The sequence below is a fragment of the Capnocytophaga sp. oral taxon 324 str. F0483 genome (assembly GCF_000318315.2).
GTDB classification, from domain to species: Bacteria; Bacteroidota; Bacteroidia; order Flavobacteriales; family Flavobacteriaceae; genus Capnocytophaga; species Capnocytophaga ochracea.
This window is the reverse complement of the sequence record NZ_KB291521.1, coordinates 1-23575: the sequence shown is the minus strand read 5'-3', so window position 1 is coordinate 23575 and position 23575 is coordinate 1. Positions and strand designations below refer to the sequence as shown.

24 protein-coding genes and 1 tRNA gene are annotated in these 23575 nt (G+C 36.2%); 10 read left to right on the top strand and 15 right to left on the bottom strand.

All coding sequences use genetic code 11. The features are described from left to right. Window position 1 precedes the first annotated feature (1 nt). The 3 genes from HMPREF9072_RS05665 (at window position 2) to HMPREF9072_RS12350 (ending at window position 3470) form a co-directional block, all read left to right on the top strand. Window positions 2-74, top strand: a tRNA-Gly gene (locus HMPREF9072_RS05665). 184 nt (window positions 75-258) lie between these two features. Continuing rightward, a complete protein-coding gene (gene carB, locus HMPREF9072_RS05660; protein ID WP_034566236.1) occupies window positions 259-3111 on the top strand; it encodes a carbamoyl-phosphate synthase large subunit in 2853 nt (950 codons plus the stop codon). Between the two features lie 158 nt (window positions 3112-3269). Then, entirely contained in the window at window positions 3270-3470 is a 201-nt protein-coding gene (locus HMPREF9072_RS12350) for a hypothetical protein (protein ID WP_232300842.1), read from the top strand. Window positions 3471-4044: 574 nt separating this feature from the next. Here HMPREF9072_RS12350 and arsC read toward each other — a convergent pair. From arsC to HMPREF9072_RS05610, 8 genes are all read right to left on the bottom strand, one after another. After that, window positions 4045-4386 carry an arsenate reductase (glutaredoxin) gene (gene arsC, locus HMPREF9072_RS05645; RefSeq protein WP_009420279.1) on the bottom strand — a complete coding sequence of 114 codons (342 nt, stop codon included), beginning with the start codon at window positions 4384-4386 and terminating at the stop codon, window positions 4045-4047. 27 nt (window positions 4387-4413) lie between these two features. Further along, window positions 4414-5178: a DeoR/GlpR family DNA-binding transcription regulator gene (locus tag HMPREF9072_RS05640; RefSeq protein WP_002671857.1), complete on the bottom strand. Its 765-nt coding sequence runs from the start codon at window positions 5176-5178 to the stop codon at window positions 4414-4416. Window positions 5179-5362: 184 nt separating this feature from the next. Continuing rightward, window positions 5363-5968: a hypothetical protein gene (locus tag HMPREF9072_RS05635; RefSeq protein WP_009750447.1), complete on the bottom strand. Its 606-nt coding sequence runs from the start codon at window positions 5966-5968 to the stop codon at window positions 5363-5365. A gap of 11 nt (window positions 5969-5979) precedes the next feature. Then, a complete protein-coding gene (gene dnaX / locus HMPREF9072_RS05630) occupies window positions 5980-7071 on the bottom strand; it encodes a DNA polymerase III subunit gamma/tau (protein ID WP_009750446.1) in 1092 nt (363 codons plus the stop codon). A gap of 2 nt (window positions 7072-7073) precedes the next feature. Further along, entirely contained in the window at window positions 7074-7592 is a 519-nt protein-coding gene (locus HMPREF9072_RS05625; protein ID WP_009750445.1) for a hypothetical protein, read from the bottom strand. Window positions 7593-7659: 67 nt separating this feature from the next. Further along, window positions 7660-8112 carry a retropepsin-like aspartic protease gene (locus HMPREF9072_RS05620; RefSeq protein ID WP_009750444.1) on the bottom strand — a complete coding sequence of 151 codons (453 nt, stop codon included), beginning with the start codon at window positions 8110-8112 and terminating at the stop codon, window positions 7660-7662. Then, window positions 8097-9170 carry a mannose-1-phosphate guanylyltransferase gene (locus HMPREF9072_RS05615; protein WP_002671844.1) on the bottom strand — a complete coding sequence of 358 codons (1074 nt, stop codon included), beginning with the start codon at window positions 9168-9170 and terminating at the stop codon, window positions 8097-8099. The genes HMPREF9072_RS05620 and HMPREF9072_RS05615 overlap by 16 nt, the downstream gene beginning before the upstream one ends. Before the next feature lie 28 nt (window positions 9171-9198). Then, window positions 9199-9798: a SprT-like domain-containing protein gene (locus tag HMPREF9072_RS05610; protein ID WP_009750443.1), complete on the bottom strand. Its 600-nt coding sequence runs from the start codon at window positions 9796-9798 to the stop codon at window positions 9199-9201. Window positions 9799-9898: 100 nt separating this feature from the next. Between HMPREF9072_RS05610 and HMPREF9072_RS05605 the strand changes: the two genes are divergently transcribed. Continuing rightward, a complete protein-coding gene (locus HMPREF9072_RS05605; protein ID WP_002671835.1) occupies window positions 9899-10420 on the top strand; it encodes a hypothetical protein in 522 nt (173 codons plus the stop codon). Between the two features lie 84 nt (window positions 10421-10504). Here HMPREF9072_RS05605 and HMPREF9072_RS05600 read toward each other — a convergent pair whose 3' ends face one another. Further along, on the bottom strand, window positions 10505-11479 hold the full coding sequence (locus HMPREF9072_RS05600) for a deoxyhypusine synthase family protein (protein WP_002671829.1): 975 nt from the start codon (window positions 11477-11479) through the stop codon (window positions 10505-10507). A 470-nt stretch (window positions 11480-11949) separates the two neighbouring features. Between HMPREF9072_RS05600 and HMPREF9072_RS05595 the strand changes: the two genes are divergently transcribed. The 6 genes from HMPREF9072_RS05595 (at window position 11950) to HMPREF9072_RS05570 (ending at window position 19527) form a co-directional block, all read left to right on the top strand. Next, on the top strand, window positions 11950-12666 hold the full coding sequence (locus HMPREF9072_RS05595; protein WP_009750442.1) for a hypothetical protein: 717 nt from the start codon (window positions 11950-11952) through the stop codon (window positions 12664-12666). A 111-nt stretch (window positions 12667-12777) separates the two neighbouring features. Beyond that, entirely contained in the window at window positions 12778-14853 is a 2076-nt protein-coding gene (gene pta / locus HMPREF9072_RS05590) for a phosphate acetyltransferase (RefSeq protein WP_009750441.1), read from the top strand. Between the two features lie 62 nt (window positions 14854-14915). After that, window positions 14916-16121 (top strand): acetate/propionate family kinase, encoded by a 1206-nt coding sequence (locus HMPREF9072_RS05585; protein ID WP_009750440.1) that lies wholly within the window; start codon window positions 14916-14918, stop codon window positions 16119-16121. Between the two features lie 89 nt (window positions 16122-16210). Further along, complete coding sequence (locus HMPREF9072_RS05580) at window positions 16211-16666, top strand: DUF1569 domain-containing protein (protein WP_009750439.1); 456 nt, start codon at window positions 16211-16213, stop codon at window positions 16664-16666. A 421-nt stretch (window positions 16667-17087) separates the two neighbouring features. Next, on the top strand, window positions 17088-18479 hold the full coding sequence (locus HMPREF9072_RS05575) for a decarboxylase (RefSeq protein ID WP_009422080.1): 1392 nt from the start codon (window positions 17088-17090) through the stop codon (window positions 18477-18479). A 100-nt stretch (window positions 18480-18579) separates the two neighbouring features. Next, complete coding sequence (locus HMPREF9072_RS05570) at window positions 18580-19527, top strand: DUF4421 family protein (RefSeq protein WP_009750438.1); 948 nt, start codon at window positions 18580-18582, stop codon at window positions 19525-19527. A 17-nt stretch (window positions 19528-19544) separates the two neighbouring features. On the opposite strand, the gene HMPREF9072_RS05565 is transcribed toward HMPREF9072_RS05570, so the two are convergent. From HMPREF9072_RS05565 to HMPREF9072_RS05540, 6 genes are all read right to left on the bottom strand, one after another. After that, on the bottom strand, window positions 19545-20198 hold the full coding sequence (locus tag HMPREF9072_RS05565; protein WP_009410938.1) for a hypothetical protein: 654 nt from the start codon (window positions 20196-20198) through the stop codon (window positions 19545-19547). Continuing rightward, entirely contained in the window at window positions 20173-21033 is an 861-nt protein-coding gene (locus HMPREF9072_RS05560) for a DUF805 domain-containing protein (RefSeq protein ID WP_009410937.1), read from the bottom strand. Before HMPREF9072_RS05560 ends, HMPREF9072_RS05565 begins: the two co-directional genes overlap by 26 nt. A 53-nt stretch (window positions 21034-21086) precedes the next feature. Continuing rightward, the gene (locus HMPREF9072_RS05555; protein WP_009410936.1) at window positions 21087-21923 is read right to left on the bottom strand and encodes a tetratricopeptide repeat protein; all 837 of its coding nucleotides are present in this window, start codon (window positions 21921-21923) and stop codon (window positions 21087-21089) included. A gap of 282 nt (window positions 21924-22205) precedes the next feature. Then, on the bottom strand, window positions 22206-22445 hold the full coding sequence (locus HMPREF9072_RS12505; RefSeq protein ID WP_255352137.1) for an integrase core domain-containing protein: 240 nt from the start codon (window positions 22443-22445) through the stop codon (window positions 22206-22208). 101 nt (window positions 22446-22546) lie between these two features. Then, complete coding sequence (locus HMPREF9072_RS12265; RefSeq protein WP_009410934.1) at window positions 22547-22915, bottom strand: transposase; 369 nt, start codon at window positions 22913-22915, stop codon at window positions 22547-22549. Window positions 22916-23013: 98 nt separating this feature from the next. After that, a complete protein-coding gene (locus tag HMPREF9072_RS05540) occupies window positions 23014-23409 on the bottom strand; it encodes a transposase (protein ID WP_009410933.1) in 396 nt (131 codons plus the stop codon). Window positions 23410-23575: the final 166 nt, after the last annotated feature.

Below are 23575 nucleotides of genomic sequence, written 5' to 3'. Positions count from 1 at the left end.
AGCGAAAATAGCTCAGTTGGTAGAGCGCAACCTTCCCAAGGTTGAGGTCGCGGGTTCGAGACCCGTTTTTCGCTCTTTTTAATTTTCAATTATTAATTGTTAAATGAATATCACGCCACAAGCCCTCCCTTGTACCCCTTTAAGCAGTACTCTCAAGAGATACGGTGGGATATTCTTTTCTAATAATACAATAGCTATGTTTTTCTTTTGAAAAATGTAGCTATTTTTTTTAATAAAACAAACAATATCTATATAAAAATGCCAAAAAGAAACGACCTACATTGTGTTCTGCTGATTGGGTCAGGACCTATTATCATCGGGCAAGCCTGCGAGTTCGACTACTCAGGTTCGCAATCATTGCGCTCTTTGCACGAAGACGGTATTAAAACCGTACTTATCAATTCTAACCCCGCTACGATTATGACCGACCCCTCTATGGCGGATGTGGTCTATCTCAAGCCTCTCACCACTAAGTCATTAGTGGAAATCCTAAAAACACACCCCGAAATAGATGCGGTACTCCCTACTATGGGAGGACAAACAGCACTCAACCTCTGTATTGAGGCTGACGAAAAGGGCATCTGGAAAGACTTTGGGGTCGAAATCATTGGGGTAGATATCGATGCGATACAAATCACCGAAGACCGCGAGAAGTTCTGCATGTTGCTTGATGAAATTGGTATCCCAATGGCACCGTCTGAAACGGCGACCTCTTTCCTCAAAGGGAAAGAAATCGCCCAGCGTTTTGGTTTTCCACTCGTAATACGTCCGTCTTTTACTTTGGGGGGAACAGGGGCTTCTATCGTCTATAAAAAAGAAGATTTCGATATGCTCCTCAATCGCGGTTTGGAAGCCTCACCTATCCACGAGGTGCTTATCGATAAAGCGCTTTTGGGTTGGAAGGAATATGAGTTGGAACTTTTGCGCGATAAGAACGACAATGTGGCAATTATCTGTACCATTGAAAATATGGATCCTATGGGTATCCACACGGGGGATTCTATTACCGTAGCCCCTGCAATGACCCTTTCCGATCGTACTTTCCAACGTATGCGCGATATGGCGATTAAGATGATGTGCAGTATAGGCGATTTTGCTGGTGGTTGTAATGTGCAGTTTGCAGTGTCGCCTGATGAAAAAGAAGATATCATCGCTATTGAAATCAATCCGCGTGTATCGCGTTCTTCGGCTTTAGCTTCTAAGGCTACGGGCTATCCTATTGCTAAGATTGCCACAAAGTTAGCTATTGGTTACCATTTAGATGAACTGCAAAACCAAATCACCAAATCCACTTCGGCTTTCTTCGAGCCTACATTAGACTATGTGATTGTGAAAATACCGCGTTGGAACTTCGATAAATTTGAGGGGTCTGACCGTACTATAGGCTTGCAAATGAAGTCGGTAGGTGAGGTAATGGGTATAGGGCGTTCCTTCCAAGAGGCATTGCAGAAAGCTACCCAATCACTCGAAATCAAACGCAATGGTTTGGGGGCAGATGGCAAAGGCTATAAAAATTACGAACAGATTATTGAGAAACTCACCTACCCCAGCTGGGATAGGGTGTTTGTGATATACGATGCGGTACAGATGGGCATTCCGCTGAGCCGCATCCACGAAATCACTAAGATAGATATGTGGTTCCTCAAGCAATACGAAGAACTTTGCGCTCTCGAAAAAGAAATATCGCGCTACAAAATAGATACTCTACCTAAAGAACTCCTCTTTGAAGCTAAACAAAAAGGCTTTGCCGACCGACAAATTGCTTATATGGTGGGCTGTTGGGAAAGCGAGGTACACAAGAAACGCGAGGAGCTGAATATACGCCGTGTATTCAAATTAGTAGATACTTGTGCTGCTGAGTTTAAAGCGCAAACTCCTTATTATTATTCTACTTTTGAAGCGCCTATCCGCACCGCTGACGGCAAGGAATACGTAGCCAACGACAGTGTAGTAACCAACCGCAAAAAAGTAGTAGTACTCGGTTCAGGACCTAACCGCATAGGGCAGGGCATTGAGTTCGACTATTGCTGTGTACACGGGGTATTAGCAGCCGAAGAATGTGGTTATGAAACCATAATGATTAACTGTAACCCTGAGACCGTTTCCACCGACTTTGATACTGCTAATAAGCTCTATTTTGAGCCTGTGTTTTGGGAGTACATCTACGATATTATCCAGCACGAAAAGCCAGAAGGGGTCATCGTACAGCTCGGCGGACAAACAGCATTAAAGTTGGCAGAGAAATTAGATAAATATGGTATCAAGATCATAGGTACCAGTTTCCAATCGCTTGACTTAGCAGAAGATAGAGGTAACTTCTCTACTCTGCTGAAAGAGAATAATATTCCTTATCCACGCTTTGGAGTAGCCGAAACGGCTGATGAGGCACTAAAACTCTCTGATGAATTGGACTTCCCACTATTGGTGCGCCCTTCGTACGTTTTGGGCGGACAAGGAATGAAGATTGTTATCAACAAAGAAGAGTTGGAAGCCCACGTGGTAGACCTCTTACGCAAGATACCTAACAACAAGCTCTTGCTTGACCACTATTTAGACGGTGCCATAGAAGCGGAAGCTGATGCGATATGCGATGGCGAGAATGTGTATATCATTGGTATTATGGAGCATATAGAGCCTTGCGGTATCCACTCGGGCGACAGTAACGCTACCTTGCCACCGTTCAACTTGGGTGAGTTTGTACTCCAACAAATAAAAGACCATACTCATAAAATAGCCTTGGCACTCAATACAGTAGGACTTATCAATGTGCAGTTTGCCGTAAAAGACGATGTAGTGTATATCATTGAGGCAAACCCACGAGCTTCACGTACGGTACCGTTTATCTCTAAAGCTTATCAAGAGCCGTATGTAAACTATGCTACCAAGGTAATGCTTGGAGAGAAAAAGCTCACTGATTTCCATTTCAATCCGCACTTAGAGGGCTTTGCTATTAAGCAACCCATGTTCTCGTTTAACAAATTCCCGAACGTAGATAAGAAGCTAGGACCTGAAATGAAATCTACTGGCGAAAGTATCTTATTTATAGATAGCCTTAAAGATGATGCTTTCTATGAGATTTATACAAGGAGGAAGATGTATTTGAGTAAGTAGTTGGGAGGCTCAACAGACAATTGTTTTATCATCATACACTTATCCTATACTTGTTCTATCTTATAGAGATGAATAAGAGTAATGAAGAAAGAGAAATTAAGTAAGGTGTTTTTCGGTAAATGAAAAATATTGTACTTTTTCTTGTTAAAAACAAAAATATGAATAATAGTATACCAGATAACAATCGAACTCGAGCACAATTCAATGCTTATATTGGAACATATTTAAGTTTTGGAGGGTATTTAGAATCTTACTCAAATACTTTTGAGGTATTAATCAAAGAAGTTCATAAGACAGGTTTTCATGTTGACCACTTAGCTTATCCTATTCTATTTATAGCAAGACATTGTTTGGATTAGGGTTCAAAAGTAATATTCGTTATTTTTCTAAATATTCTCAGAAAGATAATTCTACGAAGAAAGCGGGACATCATTTGGAAGGTCTTTTTAACGATTTTAAACTACACGTTAGAGAAACTATAAAAGTACTCAAAACAAATTATGGGATAGAAATTGATAAAGAAGATATAAAGGATTTTGAAATGTATTGTAAAGATGTTGAAAAACTAACTAATATTTTTCATTCATTGGATAAAAGCTCTGATAGTTTTAGATAATCTGTTGATAGAAATAACAACAATTCTTTTGATTATAAAAAAACTATCAATCTTCTTGATATAAAAGAACTCTTCGATAGAAGTATAATACTTTTAAAGTTTACAACATCTCTATTTGAAAAGTACACTATTCTTGTTGATAAAGTAGAAGATTCTTACATACATTCAGAAATGATAAACATATAAACACTATAATGATAAACATATAAACACTATAATATGTTTCGTCTTATTTTCTTTAGAAAAGTTTCTAATAACCTACTAACTCCTTTTAGAAGATTTCTATAGCGTAAGCCACATTATTCTCTTACTTCGAATTATATAATTTCTTTTATTCTTTCAGTAGGTCTCCCTATCACAGCTTTATCACCGACTATTACGATAGGTCGCTCAATAAGTTGAGGATATTGTATCATTGCCTCTATGACTTCATCATCAGTAAGTGTTTTTCCTTTGAACTGCTCTTTCCAAATATTTTCTTTAGTACGCACTAATTCAATAGGAGACATCTGTAACTTAGCGAGGAGATTTTTTAGTTCTTCTTTAGAAATACCTTTTTTAAGATAATCTACTATCTGATATTCTTTCCCCAAATCTTTTAAAAGCTCCAAACCACAACGTGATTTGGAGCATTTAGGATTGTGATATATAGTTATCATTCTTATATGTGTCAATCATTTTGATAATTAACAAATAATTACTTCTACACCGCGTTTTTCAAGTTCTTCTACGAACTCAGGGTCAGCACCTGCATCAGTGATAAGCATATCTATTTTCTCTACATAACAGATAAAACCAAAGCCTCGTTTGTGAATCTTAGAGGAGTCGGCTAAAACAATAGTTTTATCTACACGTTCCATCATCTTCCGATTTAGATGAGCTTCTCCTACATTGGTAGAACTCAATCCATAATCAAGGTCAATACCTTCAACTCCTAAGAATAAAGTAGTACAAGAGAAATTACTAAGAGTTTCTTCAGCAAGTACGCCAATAGTGGAGGTAGAGTTTTTACGAACTTCTCCTCCTAAGTGAATGGTATTTACACTAGGATTTTTGCAGACCTCTAAAGCTACTCTGAGGGAAGGAGTGAGTACTGTAAGGTTGCGTATGCCATAAATTTTTTGAGCTAAAAGATTAGCTGTAGTTCCTGATGAAAGTATGATAAACTCATTTTCTTTAATAAAGTCCAACGCTTTAGTAATAATACGCGTTTTCTCTTCTACATTTTGAGTTTCTTTCTCAGTTATTGTTTGCTCAAACACATAGCGCATTTGTTTACTAGCTCCACCGTGAGTACGATGCAAATAGCCTTCCTGTTCCAAGAGATTAAGGTCTTTACGTATAGTAACTACCGAAACTTTAAGCTTATCACTCAATTCATTTACACTGACGTACTTTTTAGTTTCTAAGCTCTCTAAAATCTTTGATTGTCGTTCATTAAGTACTTTCATATTTTATTAATTTTATTAATATTCAACTGTTTAATGTACCTCTTGTCTATATAGACAAAACATCTTATTAAGATTATTTTCGGCAAAATTAGGCATTATATTGAAAAAAACAAAAGAATTAGAAAATAAAAAAACACTACTAACTATAAATTATGTAGCACTGAGTTTTAAAAATACTGTTTTTCTATCCTTTTAAATTTAGTTCAAAAGCTCTTCTAAACTCTTGTAAGATAGGATTTTCTTCTAATAATTTCTCGTATTTATCTTCGGGAGTTACTACTATTCTTTTAGCTATTTCTTCATTTACACTTATCTCAATAGTAAGATCATAATTCTGCAAAGATTTGTGCAAATAATTTAAGAGTTTATGCTCCATCTGAACAATATCATTTTTAGCTGTATTACTTGATACTTCCAAATGAATAGTAGTTCCTTCTAATCTTAATATTGCAATTTTAAGAATAGAAGCTTGTATACGTTCACCTTTAACAAGTAATTCATCTATATAACGTTCCCAAAACTGATTAAAGGTCTCTTCTGAAAAACTCTCACGAGGTAGCGTATTAGGATCTATTACCACCTCTTTGAAATTCCTTTGATGTTCTGTTTTTAGATGTACACTTTTAATTGAAAAATTAGAAACAGCCTCTGTACGTTCCGTTTTACTAATAATAGGTATATTAGGATTAAGCGTAGCTGTCGTAGTATTTGTATAATTTATAGGAGGGGCAACGATTGGTGTTTGTGAATTGAGCTGTATTTCTGTTGTATGACTTTGCCCATTAAACACATAAGCAGGAATTATGAAGCGTCCATCATTTTTTTTTTATCCCCCTCATAGGTCAGAGAGGCGAGTTGCATTAGGGCAACCTCCACTAACAAACGCTGATTTTTGCTGGTGCGATATTTTAGGTCGCAGTCATTGGCAATAGCGATAGCTTCCATTAAAAAAGGTACAGTAGCACGAACGCTCTGCTCAGCATATTTCTTCTGGGTCTCCTCCCCTACTTCCATTAAGGAAATGGTTGTAGGATTCTTGCATACCATTAAATCACGGAAATGACTTGCCAAACCTGCAATAAAATGATTACCGTCAAAACCTTGTGCAATACTATCATTAAATGCGATCAATAGTTTAGGGAGTTTATTGTCTAAAATAAGATCAGTTACTTTAAAATAGACCTCATAATCTAACACATTCAGTATTTCGGAAGTAGCTTGTCGTGTTATTTTTTCTCCTGAAAAGCTCACCACACGATCGAAGATAGAAAGGGCATCACGCATTGCACCGTCGGCTTTTTGTGCTATGATTTGCAAAGCTTCATCTTCTGCTTCAATTCCTTGTTGTTCTGCAATATATTTTAGGTATTCTCGAATGTCATTAATAGTAATACGCTTGAAATCGAATATCTGGCAACGTGACAATATGGTAGGAATAATCTTATGCTTTTCAGTAGTTGCTAAGATAAAGATAGCGTGTTTAGGAGGTTCTTCTAATGTTTTGAGAAAAGCATTAAAAGCCGCTGTAGACAGCATATGCACCTCATCGATGATATACACTTTATATTTGCCTACTTGAGGCGGAATGCGCACTTGTTCAATCAGTTTGCGAATATCATCTACACTGTTATTAGAGGCAGCATCTAACTCAAAGACGTTAAAAGCAAAATCGTTTTCATCTTCTACCCCAGAAGTTTGTTCATTTATCTTTTTCGCTAAAATACGAGCACAAGTAGTTTTTCCTACTCCACGAGGACCAGTGAAGAGAAGTGCCTGTGCCAAGTGATTATTTTCAATGGCATTGAGTAGGGTATTAGTAATAGCTTGCTGTCCTACTACATCACGAAATGATTGTGGGCGATATTTGCGTGCTGATACTATAAAGTGGTTCATTTCTACTGTTTGTTAGTTTTATAAGTCCCAAAAACAAAATTAGAATCTACTATTTTATTGCCATCTTGATTTACGAGTACCAAATCAGTGATGCTTATTTGATGGTCATAACGCAACAAAGCACCTGTTGTTTCATTATAAATGGGACGTGAGACAATTGTAACAGTTCCTCCTGTCGCTTCAATTTGCGAAGTAACATTAGGGGTAGCAGGAGGATAAGTATTACAAAAATAATTAGTAGTTACCGCATCGCTGAAAGTACGGTAATAAAGTTTAAAATTAGTGGGTATAGTGCCTGAAACAGTCTTTTCTTTATTTTCTAAAATATTAGCAGGTAAATTAAGAATAAGTGCTTGCTTTTGACTATATTTGAATAAAAAAGTAGCCGTAGTATCATTGGTCGTACAAGATAGCACATCAGAATTTTCGAATGAAATGGTATCTACTTCCAAATTACCATCATTGCAAGCTATTGCAAATAGCCCTATCACAAAGGCAAAATAAAGTGTCTTTTTACTCATCAAGTATAAATGTTTTTGCAAATGTACGAAAAAAATATGAACCTACAACAAGAGGTAATACATTTTGCTATTTAGGAGCCCAATAGAGATACAACCTTTTCTTTGCATAATCTATCACAGCTTTTCTCTTTTGGAGTACTTCAGCTCCTATAATACCGTGAACAGGGGGTGTTTGAAACTCTGCTAATGCTTCGTTTACGTGAGTTAAATCAAAAAGCACTAAAGGAAGTTTGTGCATACTCATTCCTCCTATCTCTAAGTGATTTTTTGTAGCAACTTGTGTTTCCATACCACTTGCTCCTGCTCCTGCTGCTTTTATTTCGGAGGCTTCGGCTTGCAGATTAAAATAGGTTATCCACTCTACTCCTACACAGGTGTTAGAAGCCCCTGTATCCAAAATAAAACGTCCTTCTACTCCATTAATTTTAGCTTGTAGAACAAAGTGTTTGGTAAGCGTAAATTCAAGAGGAACAGAGGTGTATCCCTTCTCGGTGAGTAACTTCTTTAATGTAATCCCCATTTATTCTTTACTTCGTTTACTATCTCTTTAATGTTTTGTTCTTTTGCCTTGGGATAAATCAACAATACATCGTCTCTATCTACCACTATGTAGTTCTTGAGTCCATCTATTACCACACATTTATCACCTTCGGTGCGGATAATATTGTTTTCGGCATCTTTGAGTAATACTCTTGCATTAATTACGGCATTTTGGGCACTATCCTTAGGGGTCTTGTCGTGTAGAGAGCCCCAAGAACCTAAGTCGTTCCAATCGAAATTAGCGGGCAGTACATAAATGTTAGTAGACGGCTCTAAAATAGCGTAATCTACCGATATATTTTCAGCTTTCGGATAGGCTTTGGCTATAAAATCGACTTCGTTTTCAGTATTATAAGTAGCTTTACCTTTCTCAAAGAGTTCATACATCACCGGTTGATAGGTTTTATAAGCGGTAAGTACCGTTTGTGTACTCCATATAAAGATACCCGCATTCCACAAAAAATTACCTTGTTTTAAAAACTCTTTGGCGGTATCGTAATCAGGTTTTTCACGAAACTGATTTACTTTTTTGATATTAGTATTATCGTCTTTGTCATACTGAATGTAACCATAACCAGTGTTAGGGAAAGTAGGTACTATACCCAAAGTAAGAATATTGTCGGCTTTCTGTGCAGCATTAAAACAAGTAATCACATTGTGCATAAAAGCTTTTTCGTCTTCAATCCACGCATCGCTGGGGGCTACTATCATTACGCCATTGGGGTTGCGTTTGTTCACTTTCATTGCGGCATAGAGTATACACGGAGCTGTATTGCGCATACAGGGCTCTAATACCAAGTTTTTAGGCAATATATTAGGAATTTGTTCCTCTACAATCTCTTTGTAACGTTCGTTAGTAAGAATAAGAATGTTCTCTTGCGGAATAAACTTCTGCAAGCGAGAATAAGTGCGCTGTAAAAGCGTTTGACCTGTACCGAGCATATCGTGAAATTGTTTAGGATATTCAGTTGTACTTACAGGCCAAAAGCGCGAACCTATGCCTCCTGCCATAATCACTGCATAATAATTGTTCACCATAATATTTGTAATATTTTAATTCAAGATTTTAAGCCTTTATGAGCTCTACTTCGGCGTGAGGTTGAAAGATATACTTCTTACCTGAGCCGAGTTCCACACAATCATAACATTTCACACGGCGTTGTCCTTTGCGAAATACGCGTCCGTCTTTGATACGAAACGTACTACCTAAAGGAATCTCATAAATAAAGCTCATATTTTCATTGATATCAAACTGTTTTAGGGCGATTGTCAATGCGGGGTCTACATCACTACTGGACATAGGGTTGAGAAAGTGCCGTTGTAATACTCCTAATAATTGCTGAGGGAATATCTCAGGGATGATAAAAGGTTTCATCAGTTGTTGGAAAGTGTATTTCCATTCGTTACCGTGAGGTTTGATAAGCCGTCCAAAGCGTTCAAAAGCTACCAGATGAGCCACTTCGTGAATAAAAGTTATCAAGAAACGATACTTATTAGCAGTAGCATTCATTGTGATGAGATGTTGCCCGTTAGGAAGTTGCCGATAGTCGCCGTGCCTTGTTTTTCGTTCGTTTACAATTCTCAAATAGATGTTGTTTACTTTTATCAGTTCGAAACAAGGTGTTACTGCGTTATCAGGTAAATATTTAACAAGAATTTCTCTCATAGCCTGCAAATGTACGAATAATATTTTATACCCACAAATAAAATTTGCCAATTTACTAATTTTCTCTACCTTTGCCGTGTTTGTTTGAAGAAAAGAAAAGATGCAATTTAAGAGTTATTTAAAATTCCTTTTAAAATCTACCAATGAGCACGGGGTGCACTCTCCTTTTGTCTACAACTTTGTAACTCGTTGCTTGTACAATAAACAATTAGTAAATCGTCAAGAAATCAAGGGTTTTCCTCCTACCCTATCCAAAAGACAATTGGTGTTATTATTGAAGATTATTCGTTATTTAGAGGTAAAAACTATTTTCACTGATGAAGATATGCTAAATAGTATAACTGCTATAAAAGAAACCTGTAACATTAGCTTTCAGTTGCAACCATCTGTTACATACGACTTGCTTTTTATCAATTACCCAAAAGAAGATCTAAGTATTTATCTAAACTATATGCACAACGATAGTATTCTTATCATCAACAATATTTACCAAAAAGGAAAAGCCTCTCTATGGCAAGCTCTTACTGCTAATGAAAGGGTTACGGTGTATATAGACGTCTACTCCCAAGGCTATATTTTCATAAGAAGAGAACAAGGAAAAGAAGGGTTCTATATAAGGTAAAAGGTAAAAGATAAAAGGTAAAAGATAAAAAGTAAAAGGGAACAAGTGCCACTATACTTGTTCCCTTTTATCTTTTAGTTTAAATTACTTACCTAAAAGATAAGCAAAAATAAGAGGTGCTACAATGGTAGCATCGGATTCTACTATAAATTTAGGGGTATCAATATCTAATTTACCCCAAGTAATCTTCTCATTAGGCACTGCTCCTGAATAAGAACCGTAGCTGGTGGTAGAATCGGAAATCTGACAGAAATACGACCAGAAAGGTACGCCTTCCCATTCCAAATCTTGATACATCATAGGTACCACGCAGATAGGGAAATCACCCGCAATACCGCCTCCTATTTGGAAGAAACCTACGCCTTTACCCGCTGAATTGGCACGATACCATTCGGTGAGATAAATCATATACTCGATACCTGTTTTCACAGTAGAGGCTTTCAAGTTTCCTTTGATTACATTGGCGGCGAAGATGTTACCGGTAGTTGAATCTTCCCAACCTGGACATACGATAGGCAAGTTCTTTTCGGCTGCTGCCAATATCCAAGAGTTTTTAGGGTCGATTTCATAATATTGCTCCAATACCCCGGATTTCACTACTTGATATAGATATTCGTGAGGAAAATAGCGTTCACCTTTACTTTCGGCTGCGTGCCATACATCTTCTAAGTGTTTTTGTAAACGACGGAAAGCTTCTTCCTCAGGAATACAAGTGTCGGTTACACGGTTGTAATGACCGTCAAGGAGTTCTCTTTCTTGCTCAGGAGTGAGGTCGCGGTAATGAGGAACACGCTTGTAATGAGAGTGTGCTACAAGATTCATCACATCTTCTTCGAGGTTCGCCCCTGTACAAGAGATAATATCTATTTTTCCTGCGCGAATCATCTCGGCAAGCGAAATGCCTAATTCTGCCGTACTCATTGCTCCAGCAAGTGCTACGAGCATTTTTCCGCCTTCAGTGATATGGGTTTCATATCCTTTGGCAGCATCAACTAAAGCTGCTGCATTAAAGTGTAAAAAGTTTTTCTCGATAAATTGAGAAATAGGTCCTTTACTCATTTTTTTACTTTAAAATCTAAATTGTTGGTGCAAAGATAATACATTTAAATTTACTGACAAATTATCACTCACAAAAATATTATAATGATGAAAACGAGCTTAATAGTATAGGGCAAAATTAGGCATAAGAAATAAGAAAAGAAAACGAAATTATAAATAACAAGGAAATGTTCTTTTGGAAGAAAAAATCTTATAGTTAGCTTATAGGTAGCTTATAGGAAGCTTATACGAATCTTGGACGATTGGTATAGAAAAGGTATATAAACAGTTGATAATAAGAGGTTAAGAGTGAAGAAAAAAGGTAATTTTGAGGGCAATAAAACGAAAGAAAAACAAAGGAGCAACGAGCTAAGATACACGAACGAGAAAGAGCCAAATAAAGAGATGTGAGGTACAGAAACTTTCTTGTTTGATTAATTATTAAAAAATTCCTTATCTTTGTGCTTTCAACTGATATTCTTATAAGAACGATGAAACGACTACTTTTTATCTTTACTTTATTATTTTGCTCTTATGTGGTAAAAGCTCAAGAGAACGCACAAGCTTACAATCAAGTTATCAAGACTTTGGGAATTCCTAAAAACAAGATTGATAAAGACTTGTATACCGAAAAGGTATTGCCTTACGACACTCATAAATTGGTAATGGTATTTCCTATAAGAAAAGGGAACGACGAAAACGAGGCAACATTTGACCTTTATGTGGTGGTGTATGACTTCTTACAACAACGAATAACACAGTCGTATAAGGGAATTGATGAGTATTATTCGGATGCTGTTGAATTACAAGAGCTTTCTATTGATACGGCTAAGTTTATACTTACCGAAGGAATACGTGCTTTTGGCATTCGGGCTTTCTATAAAAATGGTAGCAAAGTAAATCCTTATTCTGAAGAAACATTTAGTTTGTTTTTACCAGAAAATACTTCTCTTAGAAAAATACTGCATCAATATCAATTAGGTACATATAACGGAGAATGGAGCTATAACTGTGAAGGAAGTTGGTCAGATGAGAGTAATTCTATGTTTATAATGGATAGTAAAAAAACAAATGGCTATTTTGACATTAAGGATAAACAGACTTTTATTAAAAAGGCTACAGATAAAAATTGCGATGATAAAGTAGTGGAAAAAAGCACTAAAACTGTATTCTTGAAATATAACGGCAAGGAGTATAAAGAAGAATAGATATTGATTATTGAGGTATTAAAAATAAAAATATCTTTTTTATGTTGCTTTCTTAAATTATATTGTTACCTTTGCAACTTAATATATAAACACTAAAAAGTAAATAAAAAAATGAATAAATCTGTTTATATCATCGCTACCAATGCACACAGCGGTAAGTCGGTGGTGAGTTTGGGTGTGTTGCAAATGATTATGCGCAACACTGCTAAGGTAGGTTATTTTAGACCTATTGTAGAAAGTAAATCTAAAAAAGACACTTTCATCGAGACCGTCTTGGAGCACTTTCAGCTCGATATGAGTTACGATGAAGCCTATGCTTACACACGTCAGGAGGTTATCGCTCTTAAAAACGAAGGCAATATAGGGGAAGTATACGACACTATCATCAAAAAATACAAAGCCTTAGAAAGCAAATTCGACTTTGTTTTAGTGGATAGTTCAAGTACTATAGACGATAGCTATTTCGACACGAACTTCAACGCTTCGGTAGCACAAAGTCTCAACATTCCTGCTTTGATAGTGCTTAAAGACAACTTTTCATCAGAAGTTGAATTGGTGAACCAAGTACAGGAAGATCTTAACAACTTCTTGGAAAAAGATTTGCGCGTACTTAGCGTATTTGTAAATAAGGCTACCAATGCTACTGCTGATACGCTCAGCAAATTAGAACAACGCTTTAAAGATATAACCTTCACTTTGATTCCGCGTAAAGAAGAGCTTTCACGCCCTACTATCCGCGAGATAGCCAATGCACTCAACGTTGAATTCCTTTACAAAGGCGACAATATAGACGTTACCACCAAACGTACCATTGTGGGAGCTATGCAACTTTCTAACTATTTAGCCAAACTAAACGAAGATACTTTGGCTGTACTCCCTACCGACCGTATTGACCTCATAGCAGGTTCTTTGGTGGCTAACTATTCCAATTTTTCTAATATCAAAGGGGTAGTACTATACGGCGACTTAACCCCTGACCCTTCAATGAGTAAGATTTTAGATGGTATCCAAAAGAACATTCCTATAATGATAGCTAAAACAGATACTTTTGAAACTGCTAATATCATTGGGAATACAAAATCAAGCATCTATCCTGAAAATACTGAAAAGGTAAAAATGCTTCTTCAACTATTTGATGAAAATGTAGATGCTGAGAAACTCAACAGCAGTATAGCCTCTTTCAAATCGGAAACTATTACCCCTCGTATGTTTCAATACAATATGGTACAAAAAGCACGTGCAGGACAAAAACGCATTGTGTTACCAGAAGGTACTGACGACCGTATTCTTACAGCGGCTTCCCAATTGGCAGAGGACGAACTCGTTTACCTCACTATCTTGGGAGAACCGGAAGCAATTAAAACACGAGCTAAGAACATTTTGGGCTTGAAATGGAATGAAGAACGTATCAGTATTATCAATCCCGCTGAGAGTGATAAATATGAGGCTTATGCTGAAAAACTATACGAATTGCGCAAGAGCAAAGGATTGGAGCTTTCGCAAGCCAAAGACTTAATGCTCGATTCGTCTTATTTCGGTACAATGATGGTATTCTTAGGCGATGCTGATGGTATGGTATCAGGGGCTGTAAATACTACTGCTCACACTATCCGTCCGTCTTTGCAATTTGTAAAGACCAAACCAGGGGTAAACACGGTATCATCAGTATTCTTTATGCTCTTGCACGACCGCGTACTAGTATATGGTGACTGCGCCGTAGTGCCTAACCCTACTGCTGAACAATTAGCCGATATCGCTATTAGCTCTGCCGACTCAGCTATTGCTTTTGGTATTGAACCTAAGGTAGCACTCCTCTCCTACTCTTCTGGCAACTCAGGTAGTGGTGCCGACGTAGACAAAGTGCGTGAAGCAACAGCACTTGTAAAAGAGCGTCGCCCAGAGTTACTCGTAGAAGGGCCTATACAATATGACGCTGCGGTAGACCCAAAAGTAGGGAAACAAAAGATGCCAAATTCACCTGTGGCAGGACAAGCCAATGTGCTTATTTTCCCTGACCTTAACACCGGTAACAACACCTATAAGGCGGTGCAACGTGAAACAGGAGGTTTAGCCATAGGGCCTATGCTACAAGGATTAAAGAAACCCGTAAACGACCTCAGTCGTGGGGCTCTTATCCCTGATATTTACAACACTGTACTTATCACTGCGATACAATCAGAGTTTTAGTATCCTCCCCTGCCCCCTCTCCAAAGGAGGGGAAAACTAACGACTAATAACAAAAGACTAAAATGGAAATATTAATCATTAATTCAGGGAGTTCATCTCTCAAATATCAGCTTATCGACTCTAAAACAGGAGAATCGAAAGTAAAAGGAATTGTAGACCGCATCAATATTGACGGTAGCTACGTGAAATATGTGGCTGTAAAAAACGGCAAAGAGATAGAAGTGAAGAAAGAACAACCTATTCCTACTCACGAAGTGGGTATGAATTTGGTAGCTGAACTTCTTACAGACCCCGAAGTAGGCGTTATCCACAACCCTAGCGATATTAAAGGGGTAGGACACCGCGTAGTACACGGAGGTGAGAAGTTTGTACAACCTACTGTAATTACTGATGAGGTAGTAGCCGAAATCAAACGCCTTATTCCTCTATCGCCTTTGCACAACCCAGGACATTTAGAAGGGATACGCGTAGCACAAAAACTTTTTAATAAAGCTACTCACGTAGCCGTTTTTGACACTGCTTTCCATCAAACAATGCCTGCTAAAGCCTTCCGCTATGCCATTCCTAATGAATACTATGAAAAATACGGATTGCGCGCTTATGGATTCCACGGCACTAGTCATAAGTATGTAGATGCACAGGCTCGTAAACACCTTAATAATCAACATATCAAGAACATTACCATTCACTTGGGCAATGGGGCGAGTATGGCTGCTGTAAACGAAAAAGGACAATGTGTAGACACTTCAATGGGACTTACACCACTCGATGGGCTCATTATGGGAACGCGCACTGGGCAGATAGATGCCTCAGTAGTTTTCTTTTTGGGGCAAGAATTAGGTATGAGCTATGAAGAAGTGAAAACACTCTTTAACAAGAAGAGTGGTATGCTTGGACTTACAGGACACTCTGACGCTCGCGATGTGGCAGCTCTATATCGTTCAGGTGATGCCAACGCAGCCCTTTGCTACGAGATGTACGGCTACCGCATTCAGAAGTTTATAGGAGCTTATACAGCAGCACTTAATGGTTTGGATAGCATTGTATTTACCGCAGGTTTGGGCGAAAACGATGCTCTTACCCGTTCATTTGCTTGTAAGCACTTAGATTTCTTTGGTATCAAGCTCGATGAGAAGAAAAACGAAGAGCTCAATCATCCTACTAAACCCGTAGAGATACAAGCTGCTGATAGCCGCGTGAAGATACTTATCATCCCTACTAATGAAGAATTGCAAATAGTAAATGAGATAGTAAATTTGGTTAAATAACAAATTATTAGACTATACACTTTGCCAAAGGAACGAGTCGCATAGGCAATTCGTATCTTTGGCAAAGCTTTTTAAAACAACTCTCAGTAATGAAAAACTTATATAACGAAGTCGATAAAAACGAAATACTACATCGTTTAGAAAATTTAAAAGTAGATGCTGAGCGTCAATGGGGGAAAATGAACATTGTACAGATGTTAGCTCATTTGAACGCCTCTATAGAAACACCCTTAGGTAAGAACTTTCCGAAGAGAATGTTCATTGGTAGAATCATAGGAAAATTGATGAAGAAAAAGTTTCTAAACGACCAACCAATGGCAAAAAACGCTCCAACCGATAAAATGTATGTTGTTACCAATATTTCTATTGATGATTTTGACAGGGAAAAGCAAAAAACTAAAGAGCTCATCACCCTTTTCTACACCAACGGAAAAGAAAAATGTAGCACTCACCCACATTCTTTTTTTGGGAAACTCTCTCCTGACGAATGGGGTATTCTTCAATGGAAACACTTCGACCACCACTTGAGACAGTTTGGAGTATAAAATCAATGGTAGAGAAGCGCAAACTATGGTAAAATGTTTTTTATACCGATGAAGGATATATAAAAATAGAAAAATAGGAATCGGTTCTGGAATGGGCTCACAATACTTTTTTCCATCGAATGTATTTGTAATTTAAAAATAATAATTACTTTTGCATTCTGATAAGTAATGATACACTATCACCGAACTATAAAATAATTTAATTACTAAAAACCTTTGGTTGCTGAAAATGAACATCTTATTTTTAAGTTATTTTCACTCTGCACGTACTCATTCCTTGCAAATTAAGTTTAAGGCTAAGAGCCTTTCACCGCTTCGTATTTGAATTAGGTGTAATTAGGTAATATGGATAGATAGCCAAGATGTTATCTGAATATTTTTTTACTAAAAAATTACTCATTATTTAAATTACACTATACAAATGAAAAATAAATATATCGACCTAATTGACCAAACCTATTACTTCCCACAAGACGAATTTACCTTAGATGGCGATGAACTTCGCTTTCACAATATCGATTTAATGGAGCTCGTACGCAAGTATGGAGCACCTCTCAAATTTATGTATCTTCCAAAAATATCCGAGAATATTCAGCGCGCCAAAAGATGGTTTGAAAAGGCTATCAAGAAACACAAGTACAAAGGAGCATACAACTATTGTTATTGCACTAAAAGTTCGCATTTCAAACACGTAATGGTAGAAGCATTGAAGAACGATATTCATATGGAAACCTCTTCAGCTTTTGATATCAATATCATCAATAATCTTATCAATGACGGACTTATTAGTAAAGAGACTCACATTCTATGCAACGGTTTCAAGCGCGATGCTTATATCGATGGCATTGCTGACCTTATCAATCGTGGCTACCACAACTGTATTCCTATCATTGATAACTATGAGGAAATTAATTTATTTGAAGAAAAAATAAAAGGTTCATACAGTATAGGTATTCGTATTGCTTCTGAAGAAGACCCTCGTTCAGAGTTTTATACCAGTCGTTTAGGAATTGGTTATAAAAACATTGTTCCTTTCTACAACCGTGAGATTAAGGACAACCCTAAAGTACAACTCAAAATGTTGCACTTTTTTATCAATACGGGGATTAAAGACAATGCCTACTATTGGAATGAGCTCCTCAAGTGTTTGCGTGTGTATATCCAACTCAAAAAGGTTGCGCCTGAACTCGACAGCCTTAATATAGGCGGTGGTTTTCCTATCAAGAGCTCGTTGGCTTTTGAATTCGATTATGCTTATATGGTAGACGAGATTATCCGTCAGATAAAAATCACTTGTGATCAAGAAAAAGTGCCTGTACCAAATATCTTTACTGAATTTGGCAGTTTTACAGTAGGCGAAGCTGGGGGGGCTATTTATGAGATAATGTACCAAAAGCAACAAAACGATCGTGAAAAATGGGATATGATAAACTCCTCTTTCATTACTACCTTACCTGACTCTTGGGCTATCAACAAGCGTTTTGTACTATTGCCTATTAACCGTTGGAACGATGAGTACGAACGCGTATTGCTCGGTGGACTCACTTGTGATGGTGACGATTATTACAACAGCGAACAGAATATGAACGCTATCTATTTACCAAAATACAACAAAAATAAGCCATTGTATATAGGTTTCTTCAACACAGGGGCTTATCAGGATAGTATTGGAGGAGTAGGAGGCTTACAACACTGTTTGATTCCACAACCTAAAATAGTACTTATTGATAAAGATAAAAATGGGAACCTTACCTCTCGTCTCTTTATGGAGCAACAAAAAGCTGACGAAATGCTAAAGATTTTAGGCTACTAAATGCAGTATATACTTTGCAAAGTCTTACGACTTTGAAAAAGTATTTCTAATAATACCTAAACATTTAATTCCTAGTTCTTAAAATCTAATATCTAACAAAATGAAATACATAATATTATTTTTCTTATCAATCACTACTCTATGGGCACAAGATACCACTTCCACTAAGAAGCATTACTATAAAATGTGGATAAAACCTTCTTTAAGTATCAATTATCTATCAATAGATATAGAAGATGAACCATTAAATCCTGCTTTGAAAAATAAGTCGTTATTGCCCAACTACCCACTTACAGTTGGGTTAGGATTTGGTATCCACAATACTTATATTAACCTTGATTATGCTCAGAGTGTTGCCCCTTTGCGCAATGAGAGCAAATACGGAAAAACAAGATATTTTGATTTTCAGTTACATTCATTTGTAAGTCAAAAGATTTTACTTGATTTCTATTATCAAAGTTATAAGGGTTTTTACTATGAAGAAGGCAAGAATAATATTCAGATATTGGCAGATACTCGTATACAACAAATAGGTTCTGAAATGTTATATTTCTTCAACTTGAAAAACTTTTCAGTAAAGAATATTTTCAACCCCGATGGAGACCCTTTGCGACCTACTTTCAGTTGGTACGCAGGAGCTGGAATCTATTATCACAAAGTAGCAATTCCTGCTATTTCACTTGATGAGGATACTTTTAGACATATACAAGGAGGCTTCAGTGGAGGCGTTTCTGGAGGTATTGAAATATTGCCACGCCTTACCTTTACAGCTTTAGCGGGTATGGGATTCTATTTTGGAGGTGAAGTTAATCCACTAAGCAAAATGAAGTTTAATCAGTACGTAAACTTTAGGCTTAATACTTCATTATCTTATACACAAAAAGACTGGTCACTTGCCTTTTCAATTCTTTACAACAACAAGAATTTGTACTTTAAAGATGTTGATTTACTGGGTATTAATACTGCGAATTTTAAACTTATATACATAAAACAAATCAAATTCTCTACTCGTCGCAGTAACAAAGTAACTCGTTATTTAGGAATGTAAAATTTAAGAGTAGAAGATTATCTTCTTCTTTTCACATTTTTTATAGTATCATCTATCACTCTGTCATAGATTTTACTCTTACCTAAATATTCCTTTTGATAAGTAGTCAAATGTTGTATTAGAGCTTCTCTCTCTTGTTTATTATTAGAAGATTTTAAAAACAATCTATATTCTGACATAACCTTATAATACGCCAATTCATAAGAAGGTATATAACCATTTTCACTATATATTGCTACTAAGTTTAGTACCTTTTCAAATTGTAATCCGTCAAAAGCCTGCTTCAAAGTAGTTAACTGATGTTGTTTTGCTTTTTGAGAGCGAATACTTAAAAATATTTCTTCAGTATCAGGATATGATTTCAATGAATCACTCAATAATTTTATCTTACTTAAATCTGCCCTTTTATCAATATGAGAGAGATAATAAGCTATTTGTTCTCTTATTCTCATCACTCTATTGAAGTCGAACTCAGCAATGTGTTCTTCATAATCTTTGGTAATTAAATCATACTCTGTTTGAATTAACAAATATAATGAATCTAAGTTCTTATAAATCTCTCTTGTCTTTTGTGCGTTTACTTCCCAAAAGTAAAATATACATAAATATAATAAAACTCGTTTCATAATCTTTATTGTTGTTTGATTAATGTCCTTGAATAATATCTGCATATTTATCCCAAGCTCTAGCTATCCTATATTTTTCTACAAATTCAATAGGCACATAAATAGCTTTCAATTTCTCATCATTATATGCCAAATAACCATCCAACATAGGAGGTTCTTTAGTCTCAAGTGTTATACTTTCTGGACAATTCTTACCAAAAATACAATTACCTATATGTAAACATTCACTGGGGAAAGTCACTGAACGCAAATGCTCACAATCGTCAAGAGCGAAATCACTAATAAAGTTAAGATGTTCTGGAAAAATAATATAAATGAGCTTATTGCAACCATAAAATACATCTCTTCCTATAAAACTCACTTTATTAAGTATTGGGTCAGCAGACATATTGATAGACTCTACCTCAGTATCAAGCCATTTCTTCAGAATAGTATCATCTTTTGTAACTACAAAATCATACCTATGAGAAGTACTATCCTCAGAAGTATGTTTAGCTATGGGTTGATATGCTCTAACTAAGGGCGGTTGTAAAATAGATGAAGAAAAGGTTGATGCATTGAAAAAATTTACTCTCTTTTTAGGATCTTCTCCGTATTCATTTTTTCCCAATACACCTTCTGAAAAAAGTAAAAAGAAAGGATTATAGAAAGGTAAAAGCACATACCAGCCGCTTTGCCCCAAGTCGTGTGAACGTTTCACTGATTGAGCTAAAATAAACCAAAACAATAATGTAAAGAATAAAAACTTTATTACTATTCCTAAAGTTACTACGGCATCTATTACACCCAAAAATATAAGAGCAAAATAACCTATAATAATAGATAGTCCAAACTCTGTACGCCTAATACGTCCTTCAAAAAGAAAGATATTCTTAAACATATATCACTAATTTTATAATTACCTTATCTTTCTTATTCCTAACTTTATAGTTATTATTGCTGAATAGCATTTAAATACTCACAAGCTTTAGGACTATTATTCCTACACCCCTTCTCAAACCAGTAAATAGCCCTTTTTTGTGATTTATCCACACCAGTACCGGCATAATAGCAAAATCCTAAAATAGTTTGAGCTTCCTTGTCTCCTTGGTTAGCTGCTTTTTCAAACCAAAAGATAGCCTTAGTATACGACTGAGGTATTCCCTGCCCCTTGAAATAATAAGAACCTAAATTGCGTTGTGCCTCAACATCACCTTGATTAGCAGCTTTCTCATACCAAAGTACCGCATCACTATCTGATTGTGCCACTCCTAAACCTTTGTAGTAACAATATCCTAAAAAACTCTGTGCCTCTGCAAAATCTTGATCAGCTGCTTTCTGAAACCACAATACAGCTTGCTCATCCGATTGTTTTACTCCTTGCCCTTTGTGATAGCACACACCTAATTTCGATTGAGCCTCAGCATACCCCTGTTCAGCTGCTTTTTGAAACCAATAAGCTGCTTTTTCATAAGACTGTACAACTCCTTTCCGATAGTAATAACAAAGTCCTAATTTCGTCTGTGATTTTACATCACCCTGTTCTGCTGCTTTTTCATACCAAGCAACAGCTTTAGGAAAAGACTGAGGTACTCCAATACCTTTTTCATAATTAGTTGCCAAACGCACTTGAGCTTCCATATCACCCTTTGTGGCCTTCTCTATCAAAGTCTTAAAATCTTCTCGTTGAGCATAACTCATACCAAAGAAAAATAGCAAGTATACAAACAAAACTTTAAAGAAAAGTTTATTCAGTTTTTTTAATACTTTTGAGTTGAATATTATATTCATATGTCAGCGAATTAAAAGTTAATAATAATGTAATGAAGTAGTCAGTTTTATATTATATTCGATGGCAAAGATAAAACATTATTTTATACAAAACAAGTTTTTTTTGATTATTTCTTACACACCTCTTTCACTATTAATTTGAAAATAGCTAATGTATATATATTACAAAAACATAACATATAAAATAAAGGAATCTTTTTAGTATATTTTATCTTTATTAAATGTCACGTCCTAAAAAAGGTTGTCATAATTAATTATTATTTTATTAGTCAAATTTTCTCATTAAGCTACCTTTTGAAAGTACACCTGATCAGGAGTTTTTAGGTTCAATGCATAGTGAGGACGTTTTTGATTATATCTCTTTATAGCCGAGCATACCGCACTAAGAGCCTGTTGTTCAGTATTAAAAGTAACTCCTAAATTAAACTCTTGCTTGAGAATTCCATTGATACGCTCCGCGTGAGCATTTTCATAACAGTGATTCTCCTGAGTCATACTAATTTGAATGTTCTCTTTTTGCAATAACAATATATACTCTTTGCAACAATATTGAACTCCTCTATCTGAATGATGTATTAAAGACTCTGACTTTTTCTTCCCTTTTAAAGCCTTCTTCAAAGCCTCTAAACACCCTTCAATAGATAGACACTTAACCAATATCCCACTATCCTTCTTGAATATAAATCAGTTATAAGCGATAAATACCTAAAACCTTCTAAGGTGCGAATATAAGTTATATCACTTACCCATACTTGATTTTTAGCACTCACTTCTACATCTTTAACAAGATTTGTCCACTTTCTAAAAGAATGATTAGAATAGGTCGTACGAGTATAACTCCTCTTCCTTTGAATGAGTAAATCATTATTATTCAATATCATAAAGAACTTATCTCTCCCTATTTTTGCTACCTGATGTATCTTATCTGATAACATATAATAAAGCTTCTTTCCTCCTATCTTGGGCAGTTCTCGACGTATTTCCTGTACCATCTCAATAATTATACTCTCTCTGAGCGCTACCTCCTTAAATGATTTAACTGCTTTATAATGAGCTTGTCTGCTAATACCAAAACACTTGCAAAGAGCGCTTATCTTTTCTGTTTTGGAAAGTACTTCAATAACTCTTGTTCTAACTTTTTTTTTATTTCATCGCCCATTCCTGTTTCCTGACCAAGAATTTGAAAATAAGTCTTATAAACTTTATTCTCTAAAGTCGTTTCAGCAAAAGCCTCTTTAAGGGCTTTTAACTCCTTTTTAAGAGCTTGAAGCTCCCCGATTTCATCAATTGTTTCCACGCGTACTATTTTATTTAATAAGTGATTTTTACCATACTTTTTGAGCCATTTTTGAATCGTTGTACTTCCTCCAATGCCGTACTTGCGTCGGCAGTTTTCAATACTCAATCCGTTTCTCTCAATCTCTTCTACGATACTTAACTTAAAGCAATCACTGTACCGAACTGTTTCTCTCCTCCCTTTTGTCATATCTTTTTATGGTTTTTAGTGTAAACCTATTTCAGGATATGACAGCTTTTTAATTCTCCTACTCTCTCCAACTCGTCCTTCCCCCTTCCAAACAGTCCCACAACTTCAAACAACAAAAAAAGAGCAACTCTATATCAGAATTGCTCTTTATAAGAAGGCGGCGACA